Origin of the sequence: Streptomyces sp. HUAS MG91 (genome assembly GCF_040529335.1) — a bacterium.
Taxonomy (GTDB): Bacteria; Actinomycetota; Actinomycetes; order Streptomycetales; family Streptomycetaceae; genus Streptomyces; species Streptomyces tabacisoli.
Genome location: NZ_CP159534.1, coordinates 6,967,953 through 6,985,866 on the forward strand (window position 1 = coordinate 6,967,953; position 17,914 = coordinate 6,985,866).

16 protein-coding genes are annotated in these 17,914 nt (G+C 70.5%); 1 reads left to right on the forward strand and 15 read right to left on the reverse strand.

Annotation, left to right across the window (positions count from 1 at the left end; all coding sequences use genetic code 11):
• Positions 1–116: 116 nt before the first annotated feature.
• Together ABII15_RS31600 and ABII15_RS31605 are read right to left on the reverse strand one after the other, a co-directional pair.
• Positions 117–1,142, reverse strand: a complete 1,026-nt coding sequence (locus ABII15_RS31600) for a 2-oxoacid:ferredoxin oxidoreductase subunit beta (protein WP_353945682.1) — start codon at positions 1,140–1,142, stop codon at positions 117–119.
• The gene (locus ABII15_RS31605; RefSeq protein ID WP_353945683.1) at positions 1,132–3,027 is read right to left on the reverse strand and encodes a 2-oxoacid:acceptor oxidoreductase subunit alpha; all 1,896 of its coding nucleotides are present in this window, start codon (positions 3,025–3,027) and stop codon (positions 1,132–1,134) included. Before ABII15_RS31605 ends, ABII15_RS31600 begins: the two co-directional genes overlap by 11 nt.
• Positions 3,028–3,531: 504 nt before the next feature.
• Here ABII15_RS31605 and ABII15_RS31610 point away from each other — a divergent pair.
• The gene (locus ABII15_RS31610) at positions 3,532–4,296 is read left to right on the forward strand and encodes a response regulator transcription factor (RefSeq protein ID WP_353945684.1); all 765 of its coding nucleotides are present in this window, start codon (positions 3,532–3,534) and stop codon (positions 4,294–4,296) included.
• A gap of 219 nt (positions 4,297–4,515) precedes the next feature.
• On the opposite strand, the gene ABII15_RS31615 is transcribed toward ABII15_RS31610, so the two are convergent.
• From ABII15_RS31615 to ABII15_RS31675, 13 genes are all read right to left on the reverse strand, one after another.
• Positions 4,516–4,788: a hypothetical protein gene (locus tag ABII15_RS31615; protein ID WP_353945685.1), complete on the reverse strand. Its 273-nt coding sequence runs from the start codon at positions 4,786–4,788 to the stop codon at positions 4,516–4,518.
• An 80-nt stretch (positions 4,789–4,868) separates the two neighbouring features.
• A complete protein-coding gene (locus ABII15_RS31620) occupies positions 4,869–5,306 on the reverse strand; it encodes a DUF6069 family protein (RefSeq protein ID WP_353945686.1) in 438 nt (145 codons plus the stop codon).
• Positions 5,307–5,424: 118 nt separating this feature from the next.
• Positions 5,425–7,008 carry an FAD-binding protein gene (locus tag ABII15_RS31625; protein WP_353945687.1) on the reverse strand — a complete coding sequence of 528 codons (1,584 nt, stop codon included), beginning with the start codon at positions 7,006–7,008 and terminating at the stop codon, positions 5,425–5,427.
• A gap of 159 nt (positions 7,009–7,167) precedes the next feature.
• Entirely contained in the window at positions 7,168–7,842 is a 675-nt protein-coding gene (locus tag ABII15_RS31630; protein WP_353945688.1) for a DsbA family oxidoreductase, read from the reverse strand.
• Positions 7,843–7,882: 40 nt separating this feature from the next.
• Positions 7,883–9,475, reverse strand: a complete 1,593-nt coding sequence (locus tag ABII15_RS31635; RefSeq protein WP_353945689.1) for an acyl-CoA carboxylase subunit beta — start codon at positions 9,473–9,475, stop codon at positions 7,883–7,885.
• Positions 9,472–10,263 carry a 4'-phosphopantetheinyl transferase superfamily protein gene (locus ABII15_RS31640; RefSeq protein WP_353945690.1) on the reverse strand — a complete coding sequence of 264 codons (792 nt, stop codon included), beginning with the start codon at positions 10,261–10,263 and terminating at the stop codon, positions 9,472–9,474. Before ABII15_RS31640 ends, ABII15_RS31635 begins: the two co-directional genes overlap by 4 nt.
• Positions 10,260–11,219, reverse strand: coding sequence for a Gfo/Idh/MocA family oxidoreductase (locus ABII15_RS31645; RefSeq protein ID WP_353945691.1), 960 nt, complete (start codon positions 11,217–11,219; stop codon positions 10,260–10,262). The genes ABII15_RS31640 and ABII15_RS31645 overlap by 4 nt, the downstream gene beginning before the upstream one ends.
• Positions 11,216–12,616 carry an NDP-hexose 2,3-dehydratase family protein gene (locus tag ABII15_RS31650; protein WP_353945692.1) on the reverse strand — a complete coding sequence of 467 codons (1,401 nt, stop codon included), beginning with the start codon at positions 12,614–12,616 and terminating at the stop codon, positions 11,216–11,218. The genes ABII15_RS31645 and ABII15_RS31650 overlap by 4 nt, the downstream gene beginning before the upstream one ends.
• A gap of 104 nt (positions 12,617–12,720) precedes the next feature.
• Complete coding sequence (locus ABII15_RS31655; RefSeq protein ID WP_353945693.1) at positions 12,721–13,467, reverse strand: NAD-dependent epimerase/dehydratase family protein; 747 nt, start codon at positions 13,465–13,467, stop codon at positions 12,721–12,723.
• Positions 13,468–13,510: 43 nt separating this feature from the next.
• Complete coding sequence (gene rfbH / locus ABII15_RS31660; protein WP_353945694.1) at positions 13,511–14,815, reverse strand: lipopolysaccharide biosynthesis protein RfbH; 1,305 nt, start codon at positions 14,813–14,815, stop codon at positions 13,511–13,513.
• Positions 14,812–15,870 (reverse strand): NAD(P)-dependent oxidoreductase, encoded by a 1,059-nt coding sequence (locus tag ABII15_RS31665; RefSeq protein WP_353945695.1) that lies wholly within the window; start codon positions 15,868–15,870, stop codon positions 14,812–14,814. The genes rfbH and ABII15_RS31665 overlap by 4 nt, the downstream gene beginning before the upstream one ends.
• The gene (gene rfbB / locus ABII15_RS31670) at positions 15,860–16,843 is read right to left on the reverse strand and encodes a dTDP-glucose 4,6-dehydratase (protein WP_353945696.1); all 984 of its coding nucleotides are present in this window, start codon (positions 16,841–16,843) and stop codon (positions 15,860–15,862) included. The genes ABII15_RS31665 and rfbB overlap by 11 nt, the downstream gene beginning before the upstream one ends.
• Positions 16,840–17,907 carry a glucose-1-phosphate thymidylyltransferase gene (locus ABII15_RS31675; protein WP_353945697.1) on the reverse strand — a complete coding sequence of 356 codons (1,068 nt, stop codon included), beginning with the start codon at positions 17,905–17,907 and terminating at the stop codon, positions 16,840–16,842. Before ABII15_RS31675 ends, rfbB begins: the two co-directional genes overlap by 4 nt.
• Positions 17,908–17,914: the final 7 nt, after the last annotated feature.

A 17,914-nucleotide genomic window follows, 5' to 3' on the forward strand; every position in this document is an offset into this window, starting at 1 on the left:
GGAGCGCTCCCGCCGAACGTGACCCGTTTGCAGCTACGCCACGCGTACGTGGCCGACGCCCGGCTCCTCGGCCGGGGCGCCGGCCGATGTCCGTCTCCGGGCGGCGGCGGTGTCCGTCAGCCGACGACGGTCCAGGTGTCGCCGCCCGCGAGCAGCGCCGCCAGGTCGCCCTTGCCGTGCCGCTCGATCGCCGTGTCGAGCTGGTCGGCCATCAGGGTGTCGTAGACCGGGCGTTCGACGGACCGGAAGACGCCGATGGGGGTGTGGTGCAGGGTGTCCGGGTCCGCGAGCCGGGAGAGGGCGAAGGCCGCGGTGGGGGACGCGGAGTGCGCGTCGTGGACGAGGACGTCGGCCTCGTTCTCGGGGGTCACGGCCACGACCTTCAGGTCGCCGGTGCCCCGGTCCCGCACCACCCCCTTGCTCAGACCGCCGCCGAACCGGATCGGCTGCCCGTGTTCGAGCCGGATCACCGCCTCCTCGGCCTGTTGCGTGTCCTTGAGGACCTCGAAGGCGCCGTCGTTGAAGATGTTGCAGTTCTGGTAGATCTCGACCAGGGCCGTGCCGGGGTGGTCGGCGGCGGCGCGGAGCACGGAGGTGAGGTGCTTGCGGTCGGAGTCGACGGTGCGGGCGACGAAGCTCGCCTCGGCGCCGATGGCCAGGGACACCGGGTTGAAGGGCGCGTCGAGGGAGCCCATGGGGGTGGACTTGGTGATCTTGCCGACCTCGGAGGTGGGGGAGTACTGGCCCTTGGTCAGGCCGTAGATCCGGTTGTTGAACAGGAGGATCTTGAGGTTGACGTTGCGGCGCAGGGCGTGGATGAGGTGGTTGCCGCCGATGGAGAGTGCGTCGCCGTCGCCGGTGACGACCCAGACGCTCAAGTCCCGTCGGGAGGAGGCGAGTCCGGTGGCGATGGCGGGGGCGCGGCCGTGGATGGAGTGCATCCCGTACGTGTTCATGTAGTACGGGAAGCGCGAGGAGCAGCCGATGCCGGAGACGAAGACGATGTTCTCCTTGGCGATGCCGAGTTCGGGCATGAAGCCCTGGACGGCGGCGAGGATCGCGTAGTCGCCGCAGCCGGGGCACCAGCGCACTTCCTGGTCCGACTTGAAGTCCTTCGCCCGGAGCTTGAGTTCAGTCTTCACGCAGCGCCTCCTCCACCATGCGAGCCAGTTGTCCAGCCTTGAACGGCATGCCGTTGACCTGGGTGAGCGCCCGCACGTCGGTCAGGTACCTCGCGCGCAGCAGCGTCGCCAACTGCCCCAGGTTCATCTCGGGCACGATGACCCGCTCGTACCGGGCGAGGACCTCGCCGAGGTCGGCCGGGAACGGGTTGAGATGGCGCAGGTGGGCCTGCGCGACCGACTTCCCGGCTGCCCGCAGCCGGCGTACCGCCGCCGTGATGGGCCCGTAGGTGGAGCCCCAGCCCAGCACCAGGGCGCGGGCGCCGCGCGGGTCGTCGACGTCCAGATCGGGAACGTCGATGCCGTCGACCTTGGCCTGCCGGGTACGGACCATGAAGTCGTGGTTGGCGGGGTCGTACGAGATGTTGCCCGTGCCGTCCTGCTTCTCGATCCCGCCGATCCGGTGCTCCAGACCGGGCGTGCCGGGCACGGCCCACGGGCGGGCCAGGGTGTGCGGGTCACGCTTGTACGGCCAGAACACCTCGCTGCCGTCGTCCAAGGTGTGATTGGGGCCCTGCGCGAACGGGACGCGGAGGTCCGGGAGTTCGTCGGCCTCGGGGATGCGCCACGGCTCCGACCCGTTGGCCAGGTATCCGTCCGAGAGCAGGAAGACCGGCGTGCGGTACGTGACCGCGATCCGCGCCGCCTCCAGGGCCGCGTCGAAGCAGTCGGCGGGTGTGCGGGGTGCGATCACCGGGACCGGCGCCTCACCGTTGCGCCCGTACATGGCCTGGAGGAGATCGGCCTGCTCGGTCTTGGTCGGCAGGCCCGTGGAGGGGCCGCCGCGCTGGATGTCCACGACGAGCAGCGGGAGTTCGAGTGAGACCGCGAGCCCGATCGTCTCCGACTTCAGCGCCACACCCGGCCCCGAGGTCGTCGTGACGGCGAGACTGCCGCCGAAGGCCGCGCCCAGGGCTGCCCCGATGCCCGCGATCTCGTCCTCCGCCTGGAAGGTGCGCACGCCGAAGTTCTTGTGCTTCGACAGCTCGTGCAGGATGTCCGAGGCCGGCGTGATCGGGTACGAGCCGAGGTAGAGCGGCAGGTCCGCCCGGCGGGACGCGGCGATCAGGCCGTAGGACAGGGCCAGGTTCCCGGAGATGTTGCGGTAGGTGCCGGCGGGGAAGGCGGTGGCGGCCGGGGCCACCTCGTAGGAGACGGCGAAGTCCTCGATCGTCTCGCCGAAGTTCCAGCCGGCGCGGTAGGCGGCGATGTTGGCCTCGGCGATGTGCGGCTTCTTGGCGAACTTCCGCTTCAGGAAGGCTTCCGTGCCTTCCGTCGGCCGGTGGTACATCCAGCTCAGCAGGCCCAGCGCGAACATGTTCTTGCTGCGCTCCGCCTCCTTGCGGGACAGGTCGAACTCCTTGAGCGCCCCCACCGTCAACGTGGTCAGCGGCACCGGATGGACGTGGAAGCCGTCCAGTGAACCGTCCTCGAGCGGATCACCGTCGTAGCCGACCTTCCGTAGCGCCCGCCCGGTGAACTCGTCCGTGTCGACGATGATCTCCGCGCCGTGCGGCAGGTCGTCGACGTTCGACTTCAGCGCGGCCGGATTCATCGCCACGAGCACGTCCGGAGCGTCACCGGGGGTGAGGATGTCGTGGTCCGCGAAGTGCAGTTGGAACGACGACACCCCGGGCAGGGTGCCGGCCGGGGCACGGATCTCGGCCGGGAAGTCGGGCAGCGTCGACAGGTCGTTGCCGAACGACGCGGTCTCCGCTGTGAATCGGTCACCGGCGAGCTGCATGCCGTCCCCGGAGTCTCCCGCGAACCTGATGATCACGCGGTCCAGCCGGCGGACCTCCTTCCCTTCCGGCGCCTCACGACTCACCGCATCTGCTGAGGTCATGTACTCGTTCCCTCTCCCTCGGGCGATGTCAAGATCAGGTCTTGCGCCCGCCGCCCATAAGCTGGCCGATTCATCTCTGCTTCTTCATAAAACAACTCGATAGGGTGCCTTTTTGGCTGAGAACGTGTGGTCCCCGGTCGGGTGGGGTGACCAGGCACACGTATACATCGTACGCGCAAACGTGTACGATGTATCAAAAGTGTCTTATGTGACCGTAGGGGGCGGGTTGGCCAGTTAGGCTGGGTGTGTCGGGCGCGTTGTCGCCTGCGAAAATCGACAGAAACCCGGAGCGCGTGACCGGCCTTCATCTCGGTGGAGTTTATGCGGGGCGAACCCCAATTTGTATCGGCAGTGTTTCCCATTTGTTGGTTTCCGTTATTCGCTGGCGTCGGCCGTTGAATCTTTGCGGGTCGACTGTCCGGGCTGTACGCTCTACGGGAACCGTATTCCCTATGGCTTGGTGCGACGCTCTGATTTATCGGATGAATATGGGGGATTTTACGGATGGGGCATCAGACCATAACGCTAGTGGAATCGCGAATTCCGCAACAGCTCGCCGGCCGGGGTGGGCCCGCCAGATTCGAGGAGAAGAGAGCGCGCAGGGCGCTGCGCGTGCTCGCGGTCGAGAGCGAGCCCCAGGTCGCCAAGGCGCTCATCCGCGACCTGGCCCGGCACGGGTACCAGGCGGAGAGCGTGCCGACCGGCGCGCAGGCCCTGCGGAAGTACCGGAGCGCCGACCTCGTCCTCGTCGACCTGGACCTGCCGGACCTCGACGGCGTCGAACTCTGCCGCAGCATCCGGGCCGTCTGCGACGTTCCGATCATCGTCGTCACGGCGCGTGACTCGGAGCTGGACCGGGTGATGAGCCTGCGCGCCGGTTCGGACGACTACGTGACCAAGCCCTACAGCCTCGCCGAACTGATCGCCCGGATCGAGGCCGTCATGCGCCGGGCTCTGCGGCAACCGGTGTCCGCCCCGGAGGCCATTACCGTCGGACGGCTCGGTATCAACCCGGGCGCCCGGCAGATCAGCCTCGACGGCCGGCCCGTAGAGGTGACACGCAAGGAATTCGATCTGCTGTATCTGCTCGCCTCGCGCCCCGGCAGTGTCGTCACCCGTAAACAAATCATGGCGCAGGTCTGGAGGGATTCCCGGTCGGAGCCGGGCCGCACCATCGACACACATGTCAGCAGCTTACGAAGCAAGCTGGGATCGAGTAGCTGGATCATCACCGCCCGCGGCGTCGGATTCCGCATGGGCCACGCCTGATTCTCCGGGACGTCATCCCGGGTTGTCCCGGGCGGCGAATGCCCCTTCCAAGGGATTCACCCTGCCAGCCGATTCGAACCCGGCCAGGGCAGATCCCGGAGCAGCGAGCGAATTCGGGGACACCCGGTCAACGGCGACCGGTGCTCCTCCCCGTCCGGGCCCGTCGTGACGTACCGACGGGACGGTTGACCATTCCACGAATTTCTCCGTGGGGCGTGCTCATGCCGCGCCACGCCACCCCGGCAGCGGGCCCGAGGCCCATGACGTGACCGTCCTGCGCCGGGTCGAGGACAGCGGCCACGGAGCCCTGCCACGAGAGCCCGCGCCCGTTCCTCGCGTCGCCCGGACGGCGCGCGTGGAGGTGAGGACGGTGGAGAGCGCGACCGCGACCGCGGCGACCTCCTCGGCCGTGGGGGCGCCGCTGACGATGCGCCAAGAAGTGGCGGCCTGCGTCCGGGAGGCGTCCGCCCCGGTGTCTTCCTCTGCTGTCATCGGTTCCTCTCCCTGCGACGTGATACGGCCCCCCGCAACCCGTGTCGGGTTCCGGAGGGCCGTGTGGCGAATCCCCTGTGTCAGACGCGCGAGCGGCGGATGACCTCCAGCGCGGCCACCGCGACGAAGCCGACGAACAGATGCATCGTGATCAGCGTGGCGGCGGTGCCGCCGTCGGTGTCCAGAGTGAGCGGACCGATGGCGGTGAGGACCGCCACCACGCCGCTCACGACCTGGCCCACCCGCAACAACACCGGCTTCCAGCGCGCGAGGAGCACGACGGCCGTGATGCCGATCGCCGGCGCGACGACCGACATGAAGATCACGTCACCGGCACCGATGTCGTCGGACTTGCCGTTGAGCTTCAGGGCCAGCGACGCGCCGGCCGCGTCCCCGATGTACAGGACGATCAGATTGACGACCGCGGCGAGGACGGCGGCCCCCGCCACGGCCTGCCACGTGGTCGGTGCCCGCCGCCGTGGAGCGGTATCGGTGGCAGCGGGATTACTGCTGGTCATGGAGGCCTCCGGGCTGTCGTGCCGCGCCGGGAGCGGGGACGGCCCGGGGCCCGGCGCGGTGTTCGTCGAGATGGGGGTGTGCGCTTCCGGCGCGAGGACCGACCGCCTGAACGGTGTGTCAGGAGGGGGTCAGAGACAGACTGTGCCGGAAGACGTTCTTGGGGTCGTAGGTGTTCTTCACCCGCTGCAACCTCGGGTAGTTGTCCTTCCAGATGAGCGAGTACCAGGGCACCCCGGACGTGTTCTGCGCCGGGTCGCGCATGTCGACGTCCGGGTAGTTGATGTAGCCGCCGTCCTGCTGGTCGTTGGGCACCGGGAAGCCACCGGTCGCGCCGTGGACGTTCTTGCGGAGCGTGCGCAGCCACTCGACCTCGACCGCGTCGTCGGCCGGCACGGCCCAGTTGTTGGAGTACCAGAGCTTGATGACGGAGTCCCGCTGCGCGATCGCCCTCGCCGACGACGGCAGGGTGTTGATCTGGCAGCCGTACGCCGCGAGATACACCAGGCCGACACCATTGTGGGTCGGGTCGGTCAACGAGCGGTAGATCGCGCCGATCTGAGTGGCCGTCAGCGGCTTGCGCAGATGGCCGCCCATGGACTTCTGGCGCGAGTAACCGGCGGAGTCGGCGGTCGGCTCCAGGGCGATCTCCAGCCAGGTGCCTTCCTTGACGTCGATCGTCGGCTGCACCCCGACGCCCGCGTTCACCGCGCTGATGTAGTCGTCGTGCAACTGGGCGGTGTTCGGCAGCGTCGCGTCCATGCGGATCTCCAGCTGGACCGTCTGCGCGAGCGACGAGTGCAACTGCAGCGAGCTGTGCAGCACCTGGTACGGGGAGCCCGGCGCGCTGTTCGCGGCGTGCCAGGCGTTGTGGTTCATCACCAGACGCGTGAAGGCCGCCTCGGTGAGCTGCGCCCAGGGCCACGTCACGTAGGTCTCGCGCATCCGCGCGGGCGGCTTGGGCAGCAGCGAGGAGGGGCCGCCGGTGGCGCCCGGACTGCGGAACCAGAACCGCGTCACGATGCCGAACCCGCCGCCCCCACCGCCGGTGTGCGCCCACCACAGCTCGCGGTGGGGGTCGTTCGCCTCCCGGGTGGCGACGATCGTACGAGCCCTGCCGCGGCTGTCCGCCACGACGATCTCGATGGCGTACAGGTGGTCCACGACCAGGCCGAAGCGACGGGACAGCGGGCCGTATCCACCACCGGAGACATGGCCGCCGACGCCCACCTCGGGGCACACACCACCCGGGACGGTGACACCCCAGCCCTCGTACAGCGCCTTGTAGACCTCGCCCAGCCGGGTGCCGGCCTGGACGGCGAAGGCGTTCATCGCCGGGTCGAAGGTGACGCCCTTCATCTCGGACAGGTCGACGAGAAGCCGGAACTCGGGGTTGTCGACCAGGTTCTCGAAGCAGTGACCGCCACTGCGCACCGTGATCCGCCGGCGGTTGGCGATGGCCTGATTCACGGCCTTCTCCACCTGGGCGGCACTGTGCACGAGCCAGATCTCGTCCGGGGTGGCCGCGAAGCGGGAGTTCCAGCCGCGGTGCGTGAGTTCGGCGTAGCGGGCGTCACCCGGCCTGACGATCACCTCCGGGGCGACCTTGACGGTGGTCTGAGCAGCGGCGGGCAGTGCGGTGAACCCCGCGGTGGCACCGGCCACCGCTATCGCGGAGCCCAGAAAGTTGCGTCGGGAGAACATGTCAAGCCCTATCTGTACGGAGATATGGACAAATCGCCGCATTGGCGGATGCGTTCCGGGGGATGAAGTTCAGCCAACCAGGTCCCGGGACGCGTCACCATGGGCTTGACATGGATCTGTCCTGCCTCGATACCAGAATTGAGGTTCCGGTCGCTCGGGTCAGGTTTCCGAGGCGCTCGACACCGCCTCGCGCAGTGCCGCGAGCAGCGTCGCCTCCGGCTGGGACCCCGTCAGTGGCCGGAGCCCGTCGATGAAGAACACCGGCACACCGCTGACGCCGAGCCCCCGCACGCGGTCGAGTTCGGCCTGCAGCCGCTCTGTCTCGCCGGCCGTCGCCGGTGCCGCGGGACCCGAACCGGAGTCGTCCGCCGTGACACCGGCCTCCTCGGCGAGCCGGGCGAGCGTGGCGCGGTCACCGATGTGCAGTCCGTCCGTGAAGTGGGCGCGAAACAGGCGCTCCACCATCTGCTCGGCCCTGCCCTGCCGCGCGGCGCGGGCGATGAGCAGATGCGCCTCGAAGGTGCCGGTGGCCACGGCGTGTTCATAGCGAAGTTCCAGTCCGTCCGCGCCCGCCTGCTCGGCGAACTGGAGCGTCTGCCGCACGGCCTGCGGGCCGAACACCCGCTCCAGTACGGGGAGCAGGGGCTGCCCCTCGGTGCCCGCGCCCGGCGCGAGTTCGAAGGGCAGGAACTCCACCTGGACGGGGTGGCCCTCGGCGCGCAGCCGGTCCGCCGCACGGGTGAAGCGGGTGTAGCCGAGATAGGAGTGCACGCAGATCACGTCCAGCGCGATCCGTACCCGCACCGTCGTGGCCGTCGGCGGTTGCTTCTCCACAGAGATCGTCTCCCTCGTACTGATCGGGGCAAGTGCCCTCTCACTGTGGCTGATTGCCGTGTTTGCGCGACGGAAGATCGGCGTGTTTCGTATGCAGCATGGCCAGGGATCTGATGAGGACTTCGCGGGTCTCGGCGGGGTCGATGACGTCGTCGACCAGGCCGCGTTCGGCCGCGTAGTAGGGGTGCATCAGCTCGGCCTTGTACTCCTTGACCATCTTCTGGCGCATGGCTTCGGGGTCCGCGGCGTCGGCGATCTGGCGGCGGAAGATCACGTTGGCGGCGCCCTCGGCGCCCATGACCGCGATCTCGTTCGTGGGCCAGGCGTAGGTGAGGTCGGCGCCGATGGACTGGGAGTCCATGACGATGTAGGCGCCGCCGTAGGCCTTGCGCAGGATCAGGGAGATCCGCGGGACGGTGGCGTTGCAGTACGCGTACAGCAGCTTGGCGCCGTGGCGGATGATCCCGCCGTGCTCCTGGTCGACGCCGGGCAGGAAGCCCGGGACGTCGAGGAGGGTCACGATCGGGATGTTGAAGGCGTCGCACATCTGGACGAAGCGCGCGGCCTTCTCGGAGGCCTCGATGTCGAGGACGCCGGCGAGGGATTGCGGCTGGTTGGCGACGATGCCGACGACCTGGCCGTCGAGCCGGGCGAGGGCGCAGATGATGTTGCGTGCCCAGCGCTCGTGGATCTCCAGGTAGTCGCCGTCGTCGACGAGCTCCTCGATGACCTTGGTCATGTCGTAGGGGCGGTTGCCGTCGGCCGGGACCAGGTCGAGCAGGACGTCCGAGCGGCGGTCGGCGGGGTCGTCGGACTCCACCGTCGGCGGGTTCTCCCGGTTGTTCTGCGGGAGCAGCGAGATCAGGTAGCGGACCTCGGCGATGCAGGTCTCTTCGTCGTCGTAGGCGAAGTGGCACACACCGCTGGTCTCGGCGTGGACGTCGGCGCCGCCCAGGCCGTTCTGGGTGATCTCCTCGCCGGTGACCGCCTTGACGACGTCGGGGCCGGTGATGAACATCTGCGAGGTCTCGCGGACCATGAACACGAAGTCGGTCAGGGCGGGGCTGTAGGCCGCGCCGCCCGCGCACGGGCCGAGCATCACGGAGATCTGCGGGATGACACCCGAGGCCTTGGTGTTGCGCTGGAAGATGCCGCCGTAGCCGGCGAGCGCCGAGACGCCCTCCTGGATGCGGGCGCCCGCGCCGTCGTTCAGCGAGACCAGCGGGGCACCGGTCGCGATGGCCATGTCCATGATCTTGTGGATCTTCGTGGCGTGGGCCTCGCCCAGGGCGCCGCCGAAGATCCGGAAGTCGTGCGCGTAGACGAAGACCGTGCGGCCCTCGACCGTGCCCCAGCCGGTGATGACACCGTCGGTGTAGGGCTTCTTGGCCTCCAGGCCGAAGCCGACCGCGCGGTGCCGGCGCAGCTGCTCGACCTCGTTGAACGACCCCTCGTCGAGGAGCAGCTCGATGCGCTCGCGCCCGGTCAGCTTGCCCTTGGCATGCTGGGCCTCGGTCGCCTTGTCGCTGGGACCGGCCAGGGCCTGTGCGCGGATCGCGTGCAGCTCGGCCGTGCGCCCACGGGAGTCGGTGGGCTCGGCCGCGGCCAGGGGCCGGTCGTCCAGGGTGGTCATGGAAGTTCCTCCTCACGTGTGTCGCGTGCATCGAATGCAAAGGCGGGTGCGGGGCCCGGCATGTCGCCGCCGAGCACCGCCTCGGGCGGGAGCCGGCGCACCACGGTCCTGGGGGCCGGTCCCCTGAAAGCCGCGGACGCCGCGTGGCGGGGTCCGTACGGCACGTCGAGAACGCTCCAGCCGTCCGGCCGCGGCGGCGCGTCCGGTCCTCCCTCGCCGAGGTACACCTCGGACGTCCAGCCGCCCACGCCGACGCCGGTCCCTTTCAGGAAAGCCTCTTTGCGGGCCCAGAGCCGGGCGAAGAAGGGCGGCCGTTCCCGCGCGCCCAGGGCCGCCAACTCCCGCTGCTCGTAGGGGTGCAGCGCCGAACGGCAGAGCTCGACCCGCTCCGGGCCCGGCACCCGCTCGACATCGACGCCCACCGGGGCGCGGGCCACGCCGATGAGCACCGCGCCCCGGCTGTGCGACAGCGAGAAGTGCGGGGCGCCCGGCCCGGCGCCGGTCAGCACCGGGCGGCCGTGCGGACCGCCGCACCGGGGGCAGTCCGCACGGGCGAACGCCAGCTCCTTCGCCGGTGTCCGCAGGTACGCGCCCAGCAGCCGGCGCAGCGCGACGTGCGCGGCGACGTACAGCGCGCGGTCGGCGTGCCGCCGGAAGGCGTCCGCGCGGCGCCGCTCGCTCTCGTCGAGTTCGTCGAACGCGAGCGCCCCCTGCCGCGGCGGGGTCAACAACCACAGCTCCAACTCACCGTCACCGAGAAGGAGTTCACGGCTGGAGGGAGTTCTCATGTGGCGCGGTGGCGTACGTCGTCCAGCAGGGTGGCCTGCCGAAGCGTGTCCGCGCGCGGGGCGGACCCGGCGCGGACGGCGGTGACGAACGCGGCGACGGTGGCCGCTACCTGGTCGGCGGGCTCCAGCCGGATCTCCTCCGTACCGCCGCCCCGGTGCAGACCGATCGCGGGGACGAGGTCCGCCGGCGGGGTGAAGGCCCGGTCCACGGTGATCCGGCCCTCGCTGCCCCACAGTTCGTAGCGGGAGGCGTACGCGTGCTCCATGCCGAACGTGACGTGCGCGGTGACCCCGCCGGGCGTGGCCAGCAGCGCGGCACCGGACGTCTCGACCTCCCGCCCGGCGCCCCGGGTGAGGCGGGCGCCGACCACGTCGAGATCGTGGCCGAGGAAGTGCAGGGCGGCCCGCAGCGGATAGAGGCCGACGTCCGCCAGTGCGCCGCCGCCGAGTTCGGCGGAGTACCTGATGTCGTCGCCGGGGAACGGCGGGATGGCGAACTCCGCGCGCAGTACGCGGAGTTCGCCGATCCGTCCGTCGGCGACGAGGCGCCGCACCGCCTCGTGCCGGGGATGGTGGACGAACATGACGTTCTCCATCAGGGCCACACCCCGCTTCGCCGCGAGGTCCAGGAGCCGCTCGGTGCTCTCCGGGTCCAGGGTCAGCGGCTTCTCGGCCAGGACGTGCTTGCCCGCGTTCAGCGCCGACTCCACCCACGGGGCGTGCAGCGCGGCCGGCAAGGGCACGTACACGGCCTCGATGTCGTCGGCGCCGAGCAGTTCCGCGTACCCCTCGACCGGACGGCAGCCGAAGCGGTCGGCGACCTGTCCGGCCCGGGCCCGGTCGCGGCTGGCGACCGCGGCGAGCGCCAGATCGGGGGACGCGGCGAACGCGGGCAGCATCCGCCGCACCGCGATGTCCGCGCAGCCGAGCACCCCGATCCGCACCGGCCCGCTCATCGGGGGGCCGCCGTGGTGGCGTTGAGGCAGGCCAGCAGGGTGCGGCCCTGCACATTGAGGTAGTGGCCGTGGCGCACCAGCCAGGTGAGCTGGTCCGGCGTCACCCAGGCGTACCCGGCCGGCGGGTCGTGCGGGACGTCGAGGTCGTCGGCGTCGACGAGCAGATACCGGCTCTCGGCGTTGAGGAACCGGCCGCCCTCCTCCGAGTGCACGGCCTCGTACCGGACGCTGTCCGCCGGCGCCGCGAGCACGGTGTCGAGGAACGGCGGGCGCTGGGCGGCGGGCAGGTGGGCAAAGTTCCCGGGCGTGTACTGGACCGTGGGGCCCAGCTCGACCGTGTCCAGGAAGCCGCCCTCGACCCGGGCGTGCACCAGGACATGGGGGACCCCGTCGAAGGTGCGGGTCAAGAACGCGGTGACGCCCAGGCCCACCGGCTCGAACAGCGGCTGGGTCCAGCCGGTGACCTCGCGGTTGCCGGCCTGCACGGCGACCGCGACCACCTTGAAGTACCGCCCCTCCTCGTGCTCGACGGTCATCTCGTCGCGCCGCCAGCCGGGAAGCCCGGCCAGCGGTACGCGCTCGGCGCGCACATCGTGCCGGGAGCGCTCGGCGGTGAACCAGGACAGCAGCTCGGCGTCGGACAGCAGGGCGCCGGGCGCCCGCTCCGGGACGGGCAGGCAGGACAGGACCGTACGCGCGTCCATGTTGACGACATTGTCACGGTGCAGGAGTTCCGCTATCTGCCCGAGGGTGAGCCAGCAGAAGTCGTCGAGGAGCGGCACCTCGTCGTCCGTCAGCACGATCATGTTCCGGTTGGACTTGTGGAAGAACCACGAACCGTGCTCGGACTGCAGGACGTCCGCGACGACCCGGCCGCGGCCCGGCCCGACGAAGTGCTCCAGGTACTTCACGTCCGCGCCCTTGTGGACCTTGGTGTAGTTGCTGCGGGTGGCCTGCACGGTCGGGGACAGCTGGAGCAGGTTCGGGTTGCCCGGCTCCATCTTCGCCTGCATCAAGAAGTGCAGGACCCCGTCGAACTCCTTGCCGAGGATGCCCAGGATGCCGACCTCGGGCTGCTTGATGACGGGCTGGTGCCATTCGGCGTACGGGCCGTCGCCGAGCGGCGCGCCCCGCTCGGTGACATGCAGGCCCTCGACCGTGAAGAAGCGGCCGCTGCGGTGTTCGAGGTTGCCGGTGGTCCCGTGGAACGACCAGCCGTCCAGTTCGGCGAAGGGGATCCGGTCCACGCGGAAGGTATTGGCACGGCCCCGCCCGGCGAGCCAGTCGGCGAAGCCGGCGGTCGTCAGATGGACGCCCCGGGTGGTGGCGGCCGACAGTGCGAGCCGGTCCGCCAGCAGCTTCACGTCTTCGCGCGGCTGAAGGGTGAGTGGCGGCATCGGAGAACTCCCTGTGTTCGACGGGGTGATGGATGAGACATGCCTGATGTCGTGACCTGCGGCTCGTCGGAGGCCGGTCGGCACCGGCCCCGGCGACGTACCCGTCACACGTAGAGGGACGCGGTGAAGCCGCCGAGGACCCGCCGGTGGTAGTCGGGCCCGAAGCCCATCCGCGCGACCTGCGGAACCAGGGCGCGCAGCTTCTCGGTGGAGATGACGTGCTGGCGGACACCCGTGTCGTGGAACTCCCTGCGCGCACCGAGCCCCAGGTCCCGCTCGAGATGGTCGACGATGTCCTCCACCGGCACCGCGAAGCCCGATGCCACGTTGACCGTCTCGGCGCGCAGGTCCGCGGCGAGGAGGCGGTCGACGACAGTGACGACGTCGCCCACGTCGATCAGGTCGCGGGCCGCGCCCCGGTGCACGCGGACCACACCCTCGCGCAACTGCCGCACCAGCGTGGGCAGCAACTGGTGTTCGGGCTGGTGGGGGCCGACCAGATGCCCCAGCCGGAGGATGACATGGTCGGCCCCGGTGCCGCGCAGCAGCTCCTCCAGGGCGAGTTTGTGCGCGCCGTAGGGGGTGCAGGGCGTCACCGGGACGTCCTCCCTGCCGGGCCCCTCGGCGAGCCCGTACATGCCGGTCGCCGCGGTGGAGAAGAACAGCAGCCGCCGCCCCTCGTCCGCGCACCGCTTGGCGACCTCGCCCACGAGTTGGGCCTCGCGGGCGAAGTCGGCGTCCGAGGTGCCGCTCGCCCAGGACACCCCCGCCGCCAGGGCCACGGTGTCCGGATGCCGGTCGGCCAGCGGACGCAGGTTCCGCGCCAGGAAACCGGTTCCCACGATGTCCATACGTCGATGTCCCGATCTGTGGAGGTTAGGGGGGCCGTTCAGCTCAGCCGCGCGCGGCCACGAACTCCTTGATCGAGGCGGTGACGTAGTCCAGCATCTCGTCGGTGAGCGCCGGGTAGACCCCGATCCAGAAGGTGTGCTCGGTGATGAGGTCGCTGTTGGTCAGCTCGCCCACGATCCGGTGCGGCTGGTCGATGTAGGCCGGGTGGCGGGTCAGGTTGCCCGCGAAAAGCCGGCGGGTGCCGATCTTGCGCTCCTCCAGGAAGTCCACCAGCTCGGCGCGGCGGAACGGCGCCTCGGGGTCCACGGTGATCACGAAGCCGAACCAGCTCGGCTCGGAGCGCGGGGTGGGCTCCGGCAGCAGCAGGCCCGGAACCCCGTCCAGACCCTCCCGCAGCCGCCGCCAGTTGCGCTGCCGGGCCTCGATGAAGGAGTCCAGCTTGGCCAGCTGGGTCAGGCCGAGCGCGGCCTGGATGTCGGTCGCCTTCAGGTTGTAACCGACGTGCGAGAAGATGTACTTGTGGTCGTAGCCGGCGGGCAGCGTGCCCAACTGGTACTTGAACCGCTTCAGGCACCGGTCGTTCTCGCCCGGCTCGCACCAGCAGTCCCGGCCCCAGTCCCGCAGCGACTCCACGACCCGGGCCAGGGCCAGGTTGGACGTCAGGACGCAGCCGCCCTCGCCCATGGTGAGGTGGTGGGCCGGATAGAAGCTGACGGTCGTCATGTCGCCGAACGTGCCGGTGAGCTTCCCGTCGTACAGCGAGCCGACCGCGTCGCAGTTGTCCTCGATGAGGAACAGGTCGTGCTCCTCGGCGAGTTGGGCGATCTCGGTGACCTCGAAGGGGTTGCCGAGCGCGTGGGCGATGATGATGGCCCGCGTCTTCGGGCCGATCGCCGCCGCGACCCGGTCGGCCGTCGCGTTGTACGTGGTGAGGTCCACGTCCACGAACACCGGTACCAGGCCGTTCTGCAGGATCGGGTTGACGGTGGTCGGGAAGCCCGCCGCGACGGTGATGACCTCGTCGCCCGGCTTCAGCCGCCGGTCCTCCAGGGTGTGCGAGGTGAGGGCCGACACCGCCAGCAGGTTGGCCGACGAACCGGAGTTCGTGAGGTGTGCCTTGCGGCGTTTGAGGCGCCGGGCGAAGGCCGACTCGAACTTGCGCGAGCTGGTCCCGGCGGCGATGCGCATCTCCAGCGCCGCCTCCACCAGCGCCGCCCGGTCGTTCTCGTCCAGGACGGCGCCGGACGGCCAGATCTCCGTCGTACCGGGCACGAACTCGCGGGCGGGGGAGACCTCCCCGTGGTACGCGCGGACGCCTTCGAGGACCAGGTCCTTGCGGTCGCTCATGATCGTTTCCCTTCTTCGGCCGGTGCGTCGGCCGTGATCCCGAGTGGGGTGGCGGGTAGCGGGTGCTCCGGCGGCAGTACGGAGGCGAGCAGCTCGTGCAGGGAGTCGTCGAGGCTGCGGAGCGGGCGCCAGCCGAGCAGGCGCCGCGCGCGGGAGACGTCCAGGCACTGCCGTGCGACGTCGGTGCGTGAGCCCGGCTGCTCGACGGCCTCGACCACGGGCAGGTCGAGGCCGCTGAGCGCGATCATCCGGTGGATCAGCCCGCGCATGGGTACGGCCGTGCCGCGGCCCACGTTGATCACCTGCCCGGCGACGTCCGCCTCCGGCGCGGTGATCGCGGCCAGCACCGCCACGGTGGCGTCGCGGGCGTCCACCAGGTCGCGGGCCGCGCGCAGCGCCGGAAGCCGCAGTTCGGCGGCCTTCTCGCCGCGCGCGTCGGCACGGGCGGCCGCGCCCAGGTGCGCCGCGACCCGGCCGAAGAGACTGCCTTCGGGGACCCCGGCGCCGATCACGTTGGCGAGCCGCAGCACCACGCCGTCCACCCCCTGCTCCCGGGCGCGCAGGACGGCCCGCGTGCCCTGGAGCTTGGTGCGGCCGTACGCGGTGACCGGCGCGGGCTCGTGGTCCTCGCCGGTGGCGGCGTCCGGGGCGCCCGCCCCGTACTCGTGGACGGTGCCCAGCTGGACCAGGCGTACCGGCGGACCGGGCAGCGCCACGAGCGCGGTGAGGACCCGCTCGACCAGCTCGGCGTTGCCCGCCGCCATCTGCGCCTCGTCGGCCTGCCAGGCACGGCCGGCCGCGTTGACCACGACGTCGGCCCCGGCCGCCGTGAGGACCGCCGCGATCTCCCGCGGCGACGCCGTCACCAGATCCAGGGCGCCGGCCGACACGCCGGAGGCGACGGCCGACGCGGAGAGCGCCGACGCGCCGCGGGAGACCAGGTGCACCCGGGCGCCGTCGGCGGCGCACGCCGCGCCGACGCGGCGGCCGAGGAAACCGGTGCCGCCGAGGACCACGACCGACAGCCCGGCCATGGACCGGGGCTCAGAGCGCATGGGCCGTTCCATGCTTGACGGCCTTCCACCAGTCGGGGTTGTCCCGGTACCAGGCGACCGTGTCGGCCAGGCCCTTCTCGAAGCCGGTCAGCGGCGCGTAGCCGAGCTCCTCCCGGATCTTCGACTCGTCGATCGAGTAACGCAGGTCGTGCGCCTTGCGGTCGGCGACGCGGCGGATCATCTCCTCGCCCGCCCCGGTCAGTTCCAGCAGCCGCTCGGTCAGGGCGAGGTTGCTGTACTCGTTGCCGCCGCCGATGTTGTAGATCTCGCCGGCCCGGCCCCCGTTGAGCACCAGGTGGATGCCCCGGCAGTGGTCGTCGACGTGCAGCCACTCGCGGACGTTGCGGCCGTCGCCGTACAGCGGGACTTGGCGGCCCTCCAGCAGGTTCGTGACGAACAGCGGGATGACCTTCTCGGGGTGCTGGTACGGCCCGTAGTTGTTGGAGCAGCGGGTGATCGAGAGGTCCAGCCCGTGGGTGCGCCAGTAGGCCCGCGCGACCAGGTCCGAGCTGGCCTTCGAGGCGGCGTAGGGGGAGTTGGGCAGCAGCGGCCACTCCTCCGTCCAGGAGCCCTCCTCGATCGAGCCGTACACCTCGTCCGTCGAGACGTGCACGACCCGCTCGATGCCGCTCTCCAGCACCGCGTCGAGCAGGGTCTGGGTGCCCAGGACGTTCGTACGGAAGAACTCGCCGGCGCCCTCCAGGGAGCGGTCGACGTGCGACTCGGCCGCGAAGTGGACCACGGCGTCGTGGCCGGGCACCAGTTCACGCAGCAGGTCGCGGTCGCACACGTCCCCGCGCACGAACACCAGCCGCTCGTGCGAGGCGGGCAGGTTCTCCCGGTTGCCCGCGTAGGTCAGCTTGTCCAGGGCGGTGACCTGGGCGCCCTCCCAGCCGCTGTACTTGTCGGCCAGCAGACCGCGTACGAAGTGCGAACCGATGAAGCCGGCCGCTCCGGTGACCAGGATCCTCATGCCGCGACCTCCACTCGGGTGTGATCTCCGACGACCAGGCAGTGATGGTCCGTGCCCGGGCCGGTGGTGCCGATGGACGCGGCGCGCCCGATCAGCGAGTCGCGCAGCCCGCGCACTCCGGTGACCGACGCCTCGTCCAGCGCGATGGAGCCCTCGAGCCGGCTGTCCGTCACCGCGCAGTCGCGCCCGACGGAGGTGTAGGGACCCACATGGCTGTCCTGGACGACCGTGCCCGCGCCGATGAGCGCGGGGCCCTCGATCCGCGAGCGCACGACGCGCGCCCCCGCCTCGATCACGACCTGGCCCACGAGCACGCTGTCGGCGTCGACCTGACCGTCGACGCGCGGGGCCAGACCGTCCAGGAGGTGGTTGTTGCACTCCAGGACGTCCTCGACCCTCCCGGTGTCCTTCCAGTAGCCGTCGTAGAGGCTGGCGCGCACGTCCGCGCCGGAGGCGACCAGCCACTGGACGGCGTCGGTGATCTCCAGTTCGCCGCGGGCGCTGGGCGCGATGGCCGCCACCGCCTCATGGATGGCGGCGGTGAAGAAGTAGACCCCGATCAGGGCCATGTCGCTGCGCGGCTGCGGTGGCTTCTCCACCAGGCGCAGCACCTCCCCGTCGGGGCCGAGTTCGGCGACACCGAACGAGCGCGGGTCGGGGACCTTGTGCACGACGACCTGGGCGGCCGGCCGCTTGCGGGTGAACTCCTCGGCGATCTCGGCGACGCCGTCGGGCAGCATGTTGTCGCCGAGGTACATCACGAAGTCGTCGTCGCCGAGGAAGTCGCGGGCGATGGACACGGTGTGGGCCAGTCCGCGCGGCGCGTCCTGGGGGATGTAGGTGACGCGCACGCCGAGCCGGGCACCGTCACCGAGCACGGCCTCGATCTCGTGGCCGCGGTCGCCGACGATGACGCCGACCTCACTCACCCCCAGCTCCCGCACGGAGTCGAGCACATGCACAAGGACGGGTGTGTTGGCGATGGGGATGAGTTGTTTGGGCATCGAATAGCTGAAAGGCCGCAGGCGGGTACCAGATCCGCCGGCGAGCACCAGAGCCTTCATCGAGAGG

Excerpts from the sequence above, each read along its gene's own strand:
- ABII15_RS31610 (WP_353945684.1), top strand. The coding sequence starts at position 3,532 with ATGGGGCATCAGACCATAACGCTAGTGGAATCGCGAATTCCGCAACAG.
- ABII15_RS31650 (WP_353945692.1), bottom strand. The coding sequence starts at position 12,616 with ATGCCGCCACTCACCCTTCAGCCGCGCGAAGACGTGAAGCTGCTGGCG.
- ABII15_RS31645 (WP_353945691.1), bottom strand. The coding sequence starts at position 11,219 with ATGAGCGGGCCGGTGCGGATCGGGGTGCTCGGCTGCGCGGACATCGCG.
- ABII15_RS31635 (WP_353945689.1), bottom strand. The coding sequence starts at position 9,475 with ATGACCACCCTGGACGACCGGCCCCTGGCCGCGGCCGAGCCCACCGAC.
- ABII15_RS31605 (WP_353945683.1), bottom strand. The coding sequence starts at position 3,027 with ATGACCTCAGCAGATGCGGTGAGTCGTGAGGCGCCGGAAGGGAAGGAG.
- rfbH (WP_353945694.1), bottom strand. The coding sequence starts at position 14,815 with ATGAGCGACCGCAAGGACCTGGTCCTCGAAGGCGTCCGCGCGTACCAC.
- ABII15_RS31620 (WP_353945686.1), bottom strand. The coding sequence starts at position 5,306 with ATGACCAGCAGTAATCCCGCTGCCACCGATACCGCTCCACGGCGGCGG.
- ABII15_RS31640 (WP_353945690.1), bottom strand. The coding sequence starts at position 10,263 with ATGAGAACTCCCTCCAGCCGTGAACTCCTTCTCGGTGACGGTGAGTTG.
- ABII15_RS31665 (WP_353945695.1), bottom strand. The coding sequence starts at position 15,870 with ATGCGCTCTGAGCCCCGGTCCATGGCCGGGCTGTCGGTCGTGGTCCTC.
- ABII15_RS31655 (WP_353945693.1), bottom strand. The coding sequence starts at position 13,467 with ATGGACATCGTGGGAACCGGTTTCCTGGCGCGGAACCTGCGTCCGCTG.
- ABII15_RS31625 (WP_353945687.1), bottom strand. The coding sequence starts at position 7,008 with ATGTTCTCCCGACGCAACTTTCTGGGCTCCGCGATAGCGGTGGCCGGT.
- ABII15_RS31615 (WP_353945685.1), bottom strand. The coding sequence starts at position 4,788 with ATGACAGCAGAGGAAGACACCGGGGCGGACGCCTCCCGGACGCAGGCC.
- ABII15_RS31675 (WP_353945697.1), bottom strand. The coding sequence starts at position 17,907 with ATGAAGGCTCTGGTGCTCGCCGGCGGATCTGGTACCCGCCTGCGGCCT.
- rfbB (WP_353945696.1), bottom strand. The coding sequence starts at position 16,843 with ATGAGGATCCTGGTCACCGGAGCGGCCGGCTTCATCGGTTCGCACTTC.